This is a genomic window from Pseudalkalibacillus sp. JSM 102089, from assembly GCF_041366475.1.
GTDB lineage: Bacteria > Bacillota > Bacilli > Bacillales > Guptibacillaceae > Guptibacillus > Guptibacillus hwajinpoensis_B.
The window spans coordinates 235,651-249,012 of sequence record NZ_JBEWYW010000002.1 but is presented as its reverse complement, the minus strand read 5'-3'; the positions used below and the strand labels follow the sequence as shown (position 1 = coordinate 249,012).

Sequence of the window (13,362 nt, the reverse complement as noted above, 5' to 3'; positions counted from 1 at the left end):
ACTAGGGAGATAATTGAAATGGCGAATATGACAGATGTAGCAAAGCTTGCGAATGTATCAACAGCTACTGTGTCCAGGGTAATTCAAAATCCTGATGCTGTAAAAGAAAAAACGCGAATGAAGGTGCTTCAGGCAATTGAAGAGTTAAACTATCAGCCGAATGTTCTAGCTCGTTATTTTAGAAGAACTGAAACGAAGACAATCCTCGTTATGGTGCCTTCTATTGAGAATAATGTTTTTCCGCAAATGATTGCCGGAATTGACTTGGTCGCCCATCAATCGGGTTACAAAGTGCTTCTTGGAAATACTTATCAAGATCCGGATAAAGCTTACAGCTATCTTGAAGAGTTGAAGCAGAAACAGGTAGATGGGGTGATATTATTAACAACGAGGTTGGATAATAACGTTATTACTGACATCGCTGACAAATACCCTGTTGTGCTTACATCTGACTTTATTGCAGAACTCAACGTTCCTACTGTAGCCATTGATAATATTAGCAGTGCACGTAATGCGGTGGAGCATTTACTGCAGCTTGGACATCAACGAGTTGGAATGATTACAGGTCCGTTAGATATTCCGTTAAGTCGGGATCGGTTAAAAGGTTATCGACAGGCGCTTCTTGAGCGCGGCATAGGAATCGATGGGGTTCTTATTCAAGAGGGAGATCATCATTATTCATCTGGTTACAATCAGATGAATAAGTTTCTTGCATTGGAAAACCCTCCAACAGCTATATTTGCTGCAAATGATAGCATGGCGATGGGGGCTGTTAAAGCGGTTAAAGCTCACGGGCTTCGAGTACCAGAAGACATTGGGGTTGTTGGTTTTGATAATATCCAGTTCTCAGATATCTTTGAGCCGTCGCTTACGACAGTAGCGCAACCTTTTATGGAAATGGGACAAAGATCTATGGAACTACTTTTGAAGCAAATTAATGGAGAAACCTTAACGAAAAAGCAGCACGTGCTTGATACGAGACTTATTATCAGAGAGTCATGCGGTTATAAAAAGCAGGTTTAGTCTTAATGACTATTCTGTTTCACAGAAATGTAATCGTTTACTTTTTAAGAGGTGATGAAACCTTTATTTACAGCCTATTTAGCAAATAATTATATCCATAAATGTAATCCATTACATTTATGGAGTCGACTATTTCCAGGAGGTGAAGAACGGACTATCGGCTGAGGTAAACAAATCAACTTTTTAAAGGAGAGATAGTAAATGGCAAATATACCTGTTGCAGTACAGATGTATACGTTACGAGAGGAAAGTGAAAAGGACTTTATTGGTACTTTGAAAAAGGTTTCGGACATCGGTTACCAGGGTGTGGAATTTGCTGGGTATTACGATATGTCTGCAAAGGATTTGAAGATAGTAATGGATGACCTAGGATTAATGGCAGCTTCTAGCCACATTCCTCTCGATAAACTAATGGAAGATTTAAGTAGTGTGATAGCGTATCAGCATGAAATTGGGAGTACCAAGCTTGTTTGTCCGTTTATTGCACCTCAAATGCGAACAGAGGAAGGGTATTCGGAGCTCATCCGAAGCTTGAATGACATTGGACAAGAGTGCTCGAAAGAAGGGATCACGTTATGTTATCACAATCATGATTTTGAATTAGAGAGGCTGTCGAATGGTAAAACGGCGCTTGAGACCATTTTAGATGAAACGAACCCAGAATGGGTGAAGGCGGAGTTTGATATTTACTGGCTCACTCGGGCTGGGGAAAATCCGGTAGAGTGGATGAAGCGATATCAAGATCGCACGCCTCTTGTTCATTTGAAAGACATGTCCACGGATGGGGAGCAATTCTTCGCTGAGCTCGGCACAGGAGGGGTTGACCTTAATGGAGTCCTCAATCAAGGCGATGTGTCTAACGTTGACTGGTGGATTGTTGAACAAGATAAATGTAAGCGCTCTCCTCTGGAAAGTATTGAAATGAGTATGAACTATTTCCTTAGTAAGCATTCTTGATCAGTTGCTATCTAGTCATTACTACAAATTAGGGGGTAAAGCATGAAGAAAGTAACGGCTTTATTATCAGTTTTGGTGTTGTTGCTGTTAGCGGCATGTGGGGGGAACCAGGGAGCATCTGGAAGTTCTGATTCTGGCAACGGGGATGAGAAGGTGATTGAAGTTTGGCACATTGAAACGGGTGAACGAGAAAAGCTTTTTCAGGAAGTAGCGAAGCAGTTTGAAGAAGAACATGATGGTGTGAAGGTGAAGTTACTCCAAACACCAAACGATGCTTACAAGCAGAAATTAGCTGTCTCGATGTCAGGTGGAAATCCACCAGATATCTTTCAGAGCTGGGGTGGCGGCTGGTTGAAGCATTTCGTTGATCAGGGAAATGTGCAGGATATTACTGAAAATATCGATCAAGATCATTACTTAGAAATGGCATTAAATAACGGCACATTCGATGAAGAGGTGTACGGCGTTCCATTAGGTTTATCGCTCGATGTGATTTTCTACAACAAAGAAATTTTTGAAGAGTATGACCTTGAAGAACCAAAGACGTATGAGGAATTTACTGAAGTGATTAAGACGTTGAAAAAGAATGACGTGACGCCACTTGCGTTAGCGAATAAAACGAAATGGCCAGGAGCGTACTATTTAATGAATTTTGCAAGTCGCATTGGTGGACCAGATTTATTCGAGAACGCATTTAATCGCGAAGGACGCGGTTTTGATGACCCTGCTTATGTTGAAGCGGGTGAGTATATTCAAAATCTCGTCAAGATGGATGCATTTAATGCTGGTTTTAATGGTATTCCTTACGATGAAGGACGCGGTCGACAGCTCATGTACTCCGGGCAAGCTGCGATGATGGATATGACGATTTCTTTCTTAAATAACGTGAGAGAAGAAGCTCCACAGTTCGAGGAGAAACTTGGTTTCTTCGTATTCCCGACGATTTCAGGTGGGGAAGGAAATGAAACACAAGTCGGTGGTGCCACTGGACCGGTTTGGTCAGTTGCAAAAGAATCTAAAAATCCTGATTTAGCAGCTGAGTTTATTCAAGCGTTAACGAGTAAAGAAACAGCACAGAAATTTACGGATCGCACGGGAACGCTGTCAGCTGTAAAAGATGTTGTTCCTGAGGATGAATTTGTAAAGCAGTTCTATGATGTAGCTCAGAATGCTTCTCATATTCAAATGCCTTATGACCAGACACTTCCTCCAGAGCTTGCTGAACTTCATAAAGATACGACACAGGCTCTATTCGGTCTATCAATGACGCCAGAAGAAGCAGCTAACAAAATGGAAACCAAGGCAGAAGAGCTTCTTGAATAAGTGAAGGAGGGGTGAGCCCCCTCTTTCTTATCTACAGAAGGGAGAGCTTTACATATGGAAACAGCTGAAGTGGCGAGAAGAAACGAGACGACGAGAGTGGCTCACGGAACGAAGAAGCGCAATATGAGAAAAGCACTCACGATTGGTTTATTCACAGCGCCGGCCCTTATCGTTTATCTTGTCTATGTGATTTACCCCATTTTATCTACATTAGGTTATAGCTTCTACAGCTGGGATGGAACGAATGATAAAACGTTTATTGGACTCAATAATTACATTCAATTATTTAACGATGCCGTCTTTTGGACTTCGCTTACGAACAATGCATGGGTTGTTCTGACGTCTGTCTTTGTGCAAATTCCACTTGGCATGATCATGGCGCTGATGCTGTTTGCACCAATACGAGGCATTCGCTTGTTTAGTAGCGTTTATTTTCTACCATTCTTAATGTCTACGGTTGCGATCGGCCTCTTATGGGTGTATATGTTTGACCCGATCAACGGCATTATTAATCAGATTGTGAATTTACTTGGCTTTGAAAATGTGGCATGGCTTAGTGATGAAAACACATCGTTGATTGCGATTTTGCTAGTAGTCGTTTGGCAGTTCTCACCTTTTTATATGATCCTATTTAAGGCAGCTATGGTCGGGATAGGAGAGGAACTCTATGAATCTGCCCAAATTGATGGAGCGAATTCCTGGCAGAAGTTCTTCCACATCACGTTACCTTTGCTTATGCCAACCATTGTGAGTTCATCCATTCTAGCCATTGTTGGATCCTTAAAGGCTTTTGATATTTTCTATATTATGACTGGTGGCGGACCGAATCACGCAACAGAACTGATGGGCACTTATATGTTCAAGCAGGCTTTTATTAACTTCAACATGGGCTATGCAAGTGCGATAGCGTTTCTGATGTTTCTCATTGCGCTCGTTGTTACTGTACTGATCCAAATTGTTGATTATAACCGCAAGAAGAAAGGAGCTTTCTAATGGTGCAATCACTCAGGAAGATGCCTTTGTATCTAATCGGATTATTGCTTTTGGTTTTCACAGGTTATCCATTTGTTTATATGATTTCGACCTCATTAAAAGATCAGAGCACTTTCTTTGAAAGACCATTTGCCATTTTTACCTCGATCGAGTGGGGTAACTACGCGGATGTATTCCAGATGGGGCTAACTCGTTATTTTTTAAACAGTATCCTAGTTTCGGTTGTGGCAGTTGTGGCGGTTATGTTAATTGCTGCTCTAGCAAGTTATCCATTAAGTAGAATGAATTTCAAGTTTAACCGTGGTTTGTTTCTTCTCTTCATATCAGGAATGATGCTACCAATTCATGCCACGCTTATCCCGATCTTTAAGCTGTCTCAAAATATGGGTTTGTATGATTCGTTGCTAGCTTTAATTGGACCTTATATTGCTTTCAGTTTACCGATTTCCATCTTTATTTTAACGCAATTTATGCAAGAAATTCCGAAGTCATTAGAAGAAGCGGCTAAGATTGATGGTTGTTCTCATTTCGGTATTTTTTGGCGCATTATTCTTCCGATGTTAACGCCGGCTCTTATGATGGTTTTTATCTATAATTTTATTCATCTGTGGAATGAATTTATCTTTGCGCTCGTTCTTGTATCTAGCCCTGAGAACATGACCCTACCATTAGGATTACAAGATTTCTATGGAGAGTTTTCAGTAAATGTCCCTGGTTTGATGGCGGCATTAACACTTGCGAGTCTTCCGATGCTCGTTGTGTACTTGTTCTCACAAGAAAAAGTAGTAAAAGGACTAACGGGTGGAGCGGTGAAAGGTTAGGGAACTTGGAAAGGAGTGGGAGAGTATGGAGGAAATGAAAATTGGTGTCATCGGCTGTGGCAACATTAGCGACATTTATTTAACGAATATTCGCGAATATGCGAATCTCGAAGTGGTTGCAGTAGCTGATCTGAATCACGAAAAAGCAGTTGAGAAAGCAGAGAAATATGAGATTCCTCGTGTTCTGGATGTGGACGCCCTTTTGGCAGATCCGACCATAGAACTCGTTCTTAATTTAACGATTCCTGCGGCACATGCAGAAGTTAGTTTACGCATATTAGAAGCAGGAAAGCATGTGTATTCTGAGAAACCGCTAGCGATAAAGCTTGAGGACGGGCAAAAAGTGTTAGCAAAGGCGAAGGAAAAAGGTCTTTTAGTAAGTGTTGCACCTGATACATTTCTCGGTGGTGGACTTCAGACGTGTAAAAAACTAATCGAGGATGGCGCAATCGGGGAACCAGTTGCTGCGACCGCCTTCATGCTGGGTCACGGACCGGAAAGCTGGCACCCTGATCCAGCCTTTTTCTATCGAGAGGGAGCGGGGCCGATGTTTGATATGGGTCCATATTATTTAACTGCTCTCATTCATTTAATTGGACCGATTCGTCGACTGACAGGATCGACGCGGATCACCTCGCCTGAACGGGTAATTACAAGCGAACCGAAGTCTGGAGAGACGATTAAGGTCGAGACGCCGACGCACGTTGCAGGCATTTTGGATTTTGAAAATGGCGCGATCGGTACGATCATCACGAGCTTTGATGTATGGGGAGCGAAAACTCCTTTTCTAGAAATCTACGGTACGAATGGATCGTTAAGTGTACCTGATCCGAATACATTCGGCGGTCCGGTACTAGTAAGAAACGCGGGAGAAGTTGAATGGAAGGAAGTTTCCCTTACGCATGGATCGATTGAAAATAGCCGTGGGCTTGGTGTGGCGGACATGGTGAACGCATTACGAGAAGAGCGGAAATCACGAGCAAATGGTGAACTTGCTTATCATGTACTTGAAACGATGCATGGTATACATGAATCTTCAATGGAAGGTAAGCATTATGAGATGACGAGTAAGTGCGAGCAACCTGATTCAATGCCAAGTGACATTTTATCTGAGACGATGGAGGGATAGGGAATGAAAAAAATGAAAGTAGCGGTTATCGGTTGTGGAAGTATTGCGAGACGGCGTCATTTGCCGGAGTACAATGCAGAGGAAAATGTGGAAATTGTAGCGGTTTGTGATGTGGTGAAAGAGCGCGCAGAGGAAATGGTGAGCGTGTATGGCGGCACAGCATATACTGATTATCTTACATTGCTTGAAGATGATGAAATAGATGCAGTGAGCGTGTGTTTACCAAACGCGTTGCACGCACCTGTATCAATTGCGGCATTGAAAGCAGGGAAGCACGTTCTTTGTGAAAAGCCGATGGCGACTTCAATTGAGGAAGCGAAAGCAATGAATGAGGCAGCGGAGATAAATGGAAAAAAGCTAATGATTGCTCATAATCAGCGATTCGTCGCGTCACACGTGAAAGCGAAGGAATTGATCGAAGGCGGCGAGATTGGAAAGGTCTACAGCTTCCGGACAACGTTCGGTCATCCTGGACCTGAACGGTGGAGTATTGATGGAGCGGGTAGCTGGTTCTTCGATAAAGAGCGAGCGTTTATCGGAGCGATGGGAGACCTTGGCGTACATAAATCAGATCTCATGCGCTACTTACTAGGGGAAATTGTGGAGGTTGGCGCGTTTGTAGAAACGAAGGCGAAGGATAAAACGGATGTGGATGATAATGCGGTGTGTATTCTTAAAACGGAGACGGGAGTGATTGGCACACTCGCAGCAAGCTGGTCTTACGTTTCTGGTGGCGATAACTCAACCGTAATCTATGGGGAAAATGCGGTGCTTCGCTTAGAGGATGATCCGGAGCATTCACTGGTTGTTCAGTACAAGAACGGTGACGTTGTGAAATATGAGCTTCAGAAAATCCAAACAAATGAAGCGGGCGGACAGCAAACGACGCACGTGGTTGAGAATTTCGTGGATTGCATTGCGAACGATACTGTACCAGCCGTCAGTGGTAAAGAAGGAATGAAATCGTTGCAGGTGATTCTAGCTGCACTGGAAGCGAATGAAACGAAGCGAGTAGTTGAGGTAGGGGGCGAGCGGGCGGTTATTTAGGGGGTAGGTGGTAGGTCGGTAGGTTGGTGCCTGTCACCACCCGAACTATGTCACTAAATGTCGAAGAGGCTGACGATTCATCTCGTCAGCCTGTTTTGAATTAATGAATAGAAGTTTTAGGAATAATTTTTGTGCGGGCATCTAATACTCGCTTTGCTTTTCCTTCTGAGCGAGGTATTGAGTGTGGCTCTTTCAATTGGATATCTACTGATATAAGCGTTTTCATTTTAAGAGTTTTTCCAAGACTCTCAACAAGCTTCACCGCCATAGGATGGTTAAAATTCATTTCTAGCTTCTTATAAAACTCCTGCTCTACTTCGACATGCAAGGTTACGTGATCTAAGTGGCCTTTTTTCTGCAAGTGGATTTGATAGTGCGGAACGAGTTCTTCTAGATTACATATATACCGTTCGATTTCAGAAGGAAAAACGTTAACTCCTCTGATAATGAGCATATCATCGATACGTCCTTTTACACGGCTCATTCTTGTGGTTGTTCTGCCGCAAAGACACTTTTCTCTCGTAATGGATGAGATGTCGCCTGTTCGGTATCTTATTATTGGAAGAGCTTCTTTTGTAAGGCTAGTGAAAACCAGTTCGCCGTATTGTCCCTCGTCGACTTGATCGAGAGTATCAGGGTTAATGATTTCAGCGATAAAATGATCGTCTGCGATGTGGAGGCCATTCTGACATTCTTCACATTCCATTGCAATGCCCGGTCCCATTACTTCACTTAATCCATAAATGTCCGATGCTTTCAAATGGAATAATTTTTCGATCTGAAATCTCATTTCTTCCGACCATGGCTCAGCGCCAAGAATGGCGTATTGTAATGAGGTTGAAGCTGGATCAATGCCTTGCATCATCATCGCTTCTCCAATGTTAAGGAGATAGGATGGAGTGGAGCAAATGATTCTGGGCTTAAAATCTTGAATTAGGGTAATTTGATTAGCTGTATTTCCGCCTGATATTGGGACTGTTGCGCAGCCAAGTCGCTCTGATCCTGCATGGAGACCGAGACCACCTGTGAACAGTCCATATCCGTAGGCGTTGTGAAGGATGTCTCCCTTTTGTCCGCCTGCGAGTGTGATCGATCTTGCAACAATATCGGCCCAATTTTGAATATCATTCTTAGTATAAGCGACTACGGTAGGTTTACCGCTCGTCCCTGATGAAGCATGGATGCGGACAACTTCGTCCATAGGACAGGCTAGCATCTTGAAAGGGTAATTTTCTCTTAAGTGATGTTTCTTTGTGAATGGAAGTCGTTGCAGGTCGTCGAGTGACTGGATATCATCTGGGGTAATATGTATGTTCTTAAAAGTCTCGTGGTAGAAAGGGATGTTCTGATAGGCGTGCCTGACTGTTCGTTTTAATCCTTCTAATTGATGGGCATGCATCTGCTCGGTATTCCACGTTTCTCGTTCTGAGTAAATTGCCATACGGTTACCTCCTTGTATGATACAAATTAAACGACTGCGAGTATAAGTGTCATATTAAAGGTACCTTTTTATGGAAGAATGGTCAATGAGATTTAGTAGAATTGTGTCTTTGGTCGTGGTGTGGAGGACGGTGCCTGTCACCGCCCGATATATGAAAGAATTTGTCGAATGTTTCTCTCTTCACTATTGTTTTGATATTAGGCAGTTATAAAAGAGGGATATGCTGTTTAGTAGCGAACTTTGTTAGGAGTTATACCATAACAAAATTCATATTAAAGGAGATGGTTTACCTTGTCGTTTATCGAAGTGAACGAAACACCGCTCTATTATGAAGATTATGGTCCAAAGGATGCACCGGTTTTGGTATTTAGTCATTCGTTATTCTTTAACTCAGATATGTTTCAACATCAGGTGGAGCATTTTTCGAAAGATTATAGAGTCATTTGCTATGACCACCGCGGTCAAGGGAATAGCGGGAGGTCTTCTTTAGAAAACCTCGATATGGATACGCTTACAAATGATGCTGCTGCGTTGATTGAAAGTCTTGGGATTGAGAAGTGTCATTTTATCGGTAATTCGATGGGTGGTTTCATAGCTCTAAGACTTGCGGCTAGAAGGCCGGATCTTCTTCATTCGTGCGTTGTTCTTGGAAGCTCTGGTGAAGCAGAGTACAAGAAAGAGGAGTTCCAGCCGCTTGTTACACAGCTTCAGAAGAATGGAGCGGAGGAAGTTGTGGATACGCTGATGTACATCATGTTTGGTGATGCATCGCTTGGGTCGATGGAATTCGAAAGAGAGCGTAACTACTGGAGAGATTATATGAAAAAACTTGGGCCATCCATAGGAGATGCGGCTCACCAGGTTATTCATCGAAAGAGTGTGCTTGAGGAGCTGGAAGGCATAACCGTGCCGGTTCTTGCTGTTGCAGGCGAGCAAGATCATGCGTATACGATTAAACTGTCGGAAAACATTGCGAAAGCAGTTGAGAATGGACGATGCGAGGTAATTGGGAGAGCGGGTCATTCGGTAGCGCTTGAGAAGTCTACGGAAGTGAATAAGGTATTAGAGAAGCATCTTGTAAGGTTAAAGGTTCGTCAGGGAACTTAAATATTTATACTTACTGGAGAGAATTCTCCATCTAATGTTTGGAAGAATTTTATTTCATAGAATGATTTTGAGAGCCTCGGTTTGATCGAGGCTCTCTTTTTATTTGGGGTAGAAACAATTAGGATGTGATCGGAAGATAGGGGAATAATGTGATGGTATTTGTAGCAAAATAATTAGGTAGGTATACCATTTGTTGGGAGGTTTTTAGTGATGTGGAAGAAAAGAAACGGTTTTTGGAGTATAGTGACTGCTGCTCTCCTATTGCTTACTTTTTCTACGAGATCAAGAAGAGGAGCTAGAAAAGCCATTCTTAAAGGAGCGGACGCAGCGATTGACTTAACGGATCAATGGAGAGGAAAGGCTTCTAAAACGACTAAGAGAAGTGAACGTGGAAAAGATGATATCGAAGTGGCACGATATCCTTCGTATGTAGGTTATGAAGCGAATCGAGGATTAAACGACCGAAAGGGTGCGGAGAAGGTTCGTAAAGTAAACCCCACTCGCTTCAAAAACGCTAAAAACGTTATGAACGATGAAGTGATGCCTTACCATATGGCGGAGATTGCTGAGGAGTTCGATTTAGATTAAGAGGTGCCTGTCACCGCCCGAACTGTGCAACTATTTGTCGAATGAAAACAGAGCCCGCTCTCGCAGAGAGAAGGGCTCTGTTTGTGTATGATCGACCTACTGCGAGAATAAGTTAGGGCTTTAATAAGATGCCATCTAATATCTTGTCCCACATCAACGTGTTATCTGGTTGGTTAGGGACTTTTAGAATACAAATATCCTCCATCGGAACGTGTGTATCCTGAACGATTTCGAGGTGTGGATCAGGGGTGAGCATGAGAATTTGAAATGATCCGTTGACGCATTTCTTTAATGTTTGTTGCATTTCGATCGCTTCTGCATGGTTACCAGACCATCTGATAAATAGAATGGAGGAAGCCTGTTGTAATTGCAGAAGAAATCGTTCAATCCGTCGCTCTAGCTTCTGGCGATAGGCCGGATAGGTATCGTTCCATTCTTTATTAGGAAGAATGGGGAAATCATGAACGGATAGCATATTATTATGCGTATCTTGAACAAAATAAGCTTTTGAATTTTGAGCAACTTCGTTATCGTCGAGGAAGTTTGCTTGTCCATCTATGCGTTGTAAATTTTCTAGTAACATGAAATCCTTAAACTGATTTTGAATCACTCGATTAATGTCAGATAGTTTCGGAGTAACAATCCAGTCAAAAGGCATTGAAAATTTCCTTAAGTGATTTCTTCTTAGATGACCTGCAGGACTGCATGAACTACCCAAACTCACGATAAGATCGTACGGTTTTTTAACCTCGTCTAAATTCAATAAAGCACCTCCTATAAAATGAATTACTACTAGTAGATGCTTTATTGATCGAGTTGGTTTGTGTTGGTACCTAAAATGTTGATAAGTGGATATTGAAATCGAAGTAAAGGAAGATTTCTATTCCACTTCCACCGCAACTGCCCTTACAGGTGATCCATCCAATCCTTCAAGTTTTAACGGCAGTGCAATGATGAGCGGATTTTCAAAATCGATCTGGTCAAGGTTACATAGATTCTCTCCGATAATACCATTGTTGGACGTAATGGCTTCATGAACTGGAAATGTTGAACCACCTGGTTGATCAACATTAAGCGCATCAACAAAGAAAGTGGTGACGCCTTTTTCTAGTAGTGTATTAATAATCTCGACGGATAGGTAAGGGTAGTTAAAATAAGTCTGTGTTCTTAGATGTTTTGACCAGCCTGTATGGAAAAGAGCGATCGTTCCTGGAACGATGCTATCGATTTGGTGTGCTACATCGTTTAATGTGATTTGTTCGCCTGGCTCTTTGCCTGTTACATCAATGACGTGACCGGGTCCCATCACTTTCATTAAACTCGATTGATCGATGGGGTCGCCATCTTTCTGGAAGTGGAAAGGGGCATCAAGGTGTGTGCCGGTATGTGTGCCGATATTCATTTGGGTCACCTGATATCCGTCTTTGTCATGCTCCGCTACAGGATAGATGTTCGGTTTCGGATCACCTGGGAAAACAGGCGTGTCGTTATTAACTGGAATCGAGAGATCAATGATTTTTTTGAAATTCATATGTGCCTCCTCCTTCTTAAACAAACGTTTGATTAAAGGTGAAAATAGCAGGATACGTCTACAGTCTTTCCTTTTCTTCAGTTTGTCATGAAGTTTGTTTGATCACAAGCTATGCCGTGATTGAGTCTCTTCCGACATTCCTGTAAAATACCTAATCAGACAAACGACGAAAAGGTGTAAGATATGAAATCAATGATTGTAATCGGATCTGGTATTTTAGGAGCATCAACGGCTTATCATCTGGCGAAGCAGGGAGCGGATGTGATGCTCGTTGATCGGAAAGACGCAGGACAGGCGACAGAAGCGGCGGCTGGGATCGTATGTCCATGGCTAACGAATCGACGCGGAGGGGCTTTCTATCGCCTCGTTGAAGCTGGGGCGCGTTATTATCCGGAATTAATTGAAGAGTTGAGAAAAGATGGCGAAATGGATACGGGCTACGCTCGCGTTGGCGCGATCAACATTTATTCAGGTGAGACGAAGCTTGAGAGAAAGCTTGCGCTTGCGATGGAGCGACGAAAGGATACGCCTGAAATGGGAGAGGTGTCACGGCTTTCAGCTGCTGAAACAAATGCGCTGTTTCCTCCGCTTTCAGATCATTACGCCGCTGTTCATGTGAGTGGGGCAGCACGTGTAAATGGCGGAGCTTTACGAAATGCACTCATTCGAGGAGCAAAAAATCACGGTGCGAAGGTGATTCATGGGGATGCCTCACTTTTATGGGATGATGTGAAGGTCAACGGAGTCGAGGTGAATGGCGAGAACTATTTTGCGAACAATGTGATTGTCACTGGAGGAGCTTGGGCGCGTGAACTGCTTCAGCCACTTGGGATGAAGTTCCTCGTTTCACCTCAAAAAGCCCAGATTGTGCATCTCGATCTGCCTGAAACGGATACAGGAAAATGGCCAATCGTCATGCCACCTTTTATTCAATATTTCCTTCCGTTTGAAAATGGGCGAATTGTCATCGGGTCCACACAGGAAGATCAGGCTGGCTTTGATCTGCGCGTTACGATGGGTGGTGTTCAGCATATTATTGATCGTGCGTTGAAAGTAGCTCCGGGTCTATCGGATACCACGTATGTGGAGACGAAGGTAGGCTTCAGGCCGTTTACGCCAGGGAATGTTCCGATTGCAGGAGCGGTTCCTCGTGTGAGAGGACTGTTGGTGGCGAATGGTCTTGGAGCTTCGGGATTAACGAGTGGACCGTTTCTTGGCGCTGAGCTTGCGCGGTTGGTGCTTGGGGAGAGGAATGAGTTGGATCTAGGAGAGTATCATCCTGGGAGTGCGTTTGGGTGATTTGTCTCGTTTGTGGAGAAGAATTTAATAAATGACCGAAAAATAAAAATATTCAAAAGAAAACCTTTTCATCCAAGGGAGCTTCCTATATAATGGGAAAATC

General features: G+C 43.1%; 13 protein-coding genes. 10 read left to right on the top strand and 3 right to left on the bottom strand.

What is annotated here, in order from left to right:
- Positions 1–18 precede the first annotated feature (18 nt).
- The 7 genes from ABVF21_RS05890 to ABVF21_RS05860 all read left to right on the top strand — a co-directional run bounded on the left by ABVF21_RS05890 (position 19) and on the right by ABVF21_RS05860 (position 7,293).
- Entirely contained in the window at positions 19–1,023 is a 1,005-nt protein-coding gene (locus ABVF21_RS05890) for a LacI family DNA-binding transcriptional regulator (RefSeq protein WP_303535035.1), read from the top strand.
- A 201-nt stretch (positions 1,024–1,224) separates the two neighbouring features.
- The gene (locus ABVF21_RS05885) at positions 1,225–1,980 is read left to right on the top strand and encodes a sugar phosphate isomerase/epimerase family protein (protein WP_371017702.1); all 756 of its coding nucleotides are present in this window, start codon (positions 1,225–1,227) and stop codon (positions 1,978–1,980) included.
- Positions 1,981–2,022: 42 nt separating this feature from the next.
- The gene (locus tag ABVF21_RS05880; RefSeq protein ID WP_371017701.1) at positions 2,023–3,303 is read left to right on the top strand and encodes an extracellular solute-binding protein; all 1,281 of its coding nucleotides are present in this window, start codon (positions 2,023–2,025) and stop codon (positions 3,301–3,303) included.
- Between the two features lie 54 nt (positions 3,304–3,357).
- Entirely contained in the window at positions 3,358–4,296 is a 939-nt protein-coding gene (locus ABVF21_RS05875; RefSeq protein ID WP_303535030.1) for a carbohydrate ABC transporter permease, read from the top strand.
- A complete protein-coding gene (locus ABVF21_RS05870) occupies positions 4,296–5,117 on the top strand; it encodes a carbohydrate ABC transporter permease (RefSeq protein WP_371017700.1) in 822 nt (273 codons plus the stop codon). The genes ABVF21_RS05875 and ABVF21_RS05870 overlap by 1 nt, the downstream gene beginning before the upstream one ends.
- A 25-nt stretch (positions 5,118–5,142) precedes the next feature.
- Positions 5,143–6,246: a Gfo/Idh/MocA family protein gene (locus ABVF21_RS05865; protein WP_371017699.1), complete on the top strand. Its 1,104-nt coding sequence runs from the start codon at positions 5,143–5,145 to the stop codon at positions 6,244–6,246.
- 3 nt (positions 6,247–6,249) lie between these two features.
- On the top strand, positions 6,250–7,293 hold the full coding sequence (locus ABVF21_RS05860) for a Gfo/Idh/MocA family protein (protein WP_371017698.1): 1,044 nt from the start codon (positions 6,250–6,252) through the stop codon (positions 7,291–7,293).
- A 100-nt stretch (positions 7,294–7,393) separates the two neighbouring features.
- On the opposite strand, the gene paaK is transcribed toward ABVF21_RS05860, so the two are convergent.
- The gene (paaK, locus tag ABVF21_RS05855) at positions 7,394–8,734 is read right to left on the bottom strand and encodes a phenylacetate--CoA ligase PaaK (RefSeq protein WP_371017697.1); all 1,341 of its coding nucleotides are present in this window, start codon (positions 8,732–8,734) and stop codon (positions 7,394–7,396) included.
- Positions 8,735–9,025: 291 nt separating this feature from the next.
- Between paaK and ABVF21_RS05850 the strand changes: the two genes are divergently transcribed.
- Complete coding sequence (locus ABVF21_RS05850) at positions 9,026–9,841, top strand: alpha/beta fold hydrolase (RefSeq protein WP_371017695.1); 816 nt, start codon at positions 9,026–9,028, stop codon at positions 9,839–9,841.
- Between the two features lie 210 nt (positions 9,842–10,051).
- The gene (locus ABVF21_RS05845; protein WP_303535021.1) at positions 10,052–10,429 is read left to right on the top strand and encodes a hypothetical protein; all 378 of its coding nucleotides are present in this window, start codon (positions 10,052–10,054) and stop codon (positions 10,427–10,429) included.
- Between the two features lie 112 nt (positions 10,430–10,541).
- Here ABVF21_RS05845 and ABVF21_RS05840 read toward each other — a convergent pair whose 3' ends face one another.
- On the bottom strand, positions 10,542–11,192 hold the full coding sequence (locus ABVF21_RS05840) for a DUF1796 family putative cysteine peptidase (protein ID WP_371017694.1): 651 nt from the start codon (positions 11,190–11,192) through the stop codon (positions 10,542–10,544).
- 117 nt (positions 11,193–11,309) lie between these two features.
- Positions 11,310–11,960: a cyclase family protein gene (locus ABVF21_RS05835; protein WP_303535019.1), complete on the bottom strand. Its 651-nt coding sequence runs from the start codon at positions 11,958–11,960 to the stop codon at positions 11,310–11,312.
- 183 nt (positions 11,961–12,143) lie between these two features.
- Between ABVF21_RS05835 and ABVF21_RS05830 the strand changes: the two genes are divergently transcribed.
- Entirely contained in the window at positions 12,144–13,259 is a 1,116-nt protein-coding gene (locus tag ABVF21_RS05830) for an NAD(P)/FAD-dependent oxidoreductase (protein WP_303535018.1), read from the top strand.
- Positions 13,260–13,362 lie beyond the last annotated feature (103 nt).

What these genes read in the sequence shown, in the direction of transcription:
- ABVF21_RS05890 (WP_303535035.1), top strand. Translation starts at nt 19, where the DNA reads ATGGCGAATATGACAGATGTAGCAAAGCTTGCGAATGTATCAACAGCT.
- ABVF21_RS05875 (WP_303535030.1), top strand. Translation starts at nt 3,358, where the DNA reads ATGGAAACAGCTGAAGTGGCGAGAAGAAACGAGACGACGAGAGTGGCT.
- ABVF21_RS05835 (WP_303535019.1), bottom strand. Translation starts at nt 11,960, where the DNA reads ATGAATTTCAAAAAAATCATTGATCTCTCGATTCCAGTTAATAACGAC.
- ABVF21_RS05870 (WP_371017700.1), top strand. Translation starts at nt 4,296, where the DNA reads ATGGTGCAATCACTCAGGAAGATGCCTTTGTATCTAATCGGATTATTG.
- ABVF21_RS05860 (WP_371017698.1), top strand. Translation starts at nt 6,250, where the DNA reads ATGAAAAAAATGAAAGTAGCGGTTATCGGTTGTGGAAGTATTGCGAGA.
- ABVF21_RS05865 (WP_371017699.1), top strand. Translation starts at nt 5,143, where the DNA reads ATGGAGGAAATGAAAATTGGTGTCATCGGCTGTGGCAACATTAGCGAC.
- ABVF21_RS05845 (WP_303535021.1), top strand. Translation starts at nt 10,052, where the DNA reads ATGTGGAAGAAAAGAAACGGTTTTTGGAGTATAGTGACTGCTGCTCTC.
- paaK (WP_371017697.1), bottom strand. Translation starts at nt 8,734, where the DNA reads ATGGCAATTTACTCAGAACGAGAAACGTGGAATACCGAGCAGATGCAT.
- ABVF21_RS05830 (WP_303535018.1), top strand. Translation starts at nt 12,144, where the DNA reads ATGAAATCAATGATTGTAATCGGATCTGGTATTTTAGGAGCATCAACG.
- ABVF21_RS05885 (WP_371017702.1), top strand. Translation starts at nt 1,225, where the DNA reads ATGGCAAATATACCTGTTGCAGTACAGATGTATACGTTACGAGAGGAA.
- ABVF21_RS05880 (WP_371017701.1), top strand. Translation starts at nt 2,023, where the DNA reads ATGAAGAAAGTAACGGCTTTATTATCAGTTTTGGTGTTGTTGCTGTTA.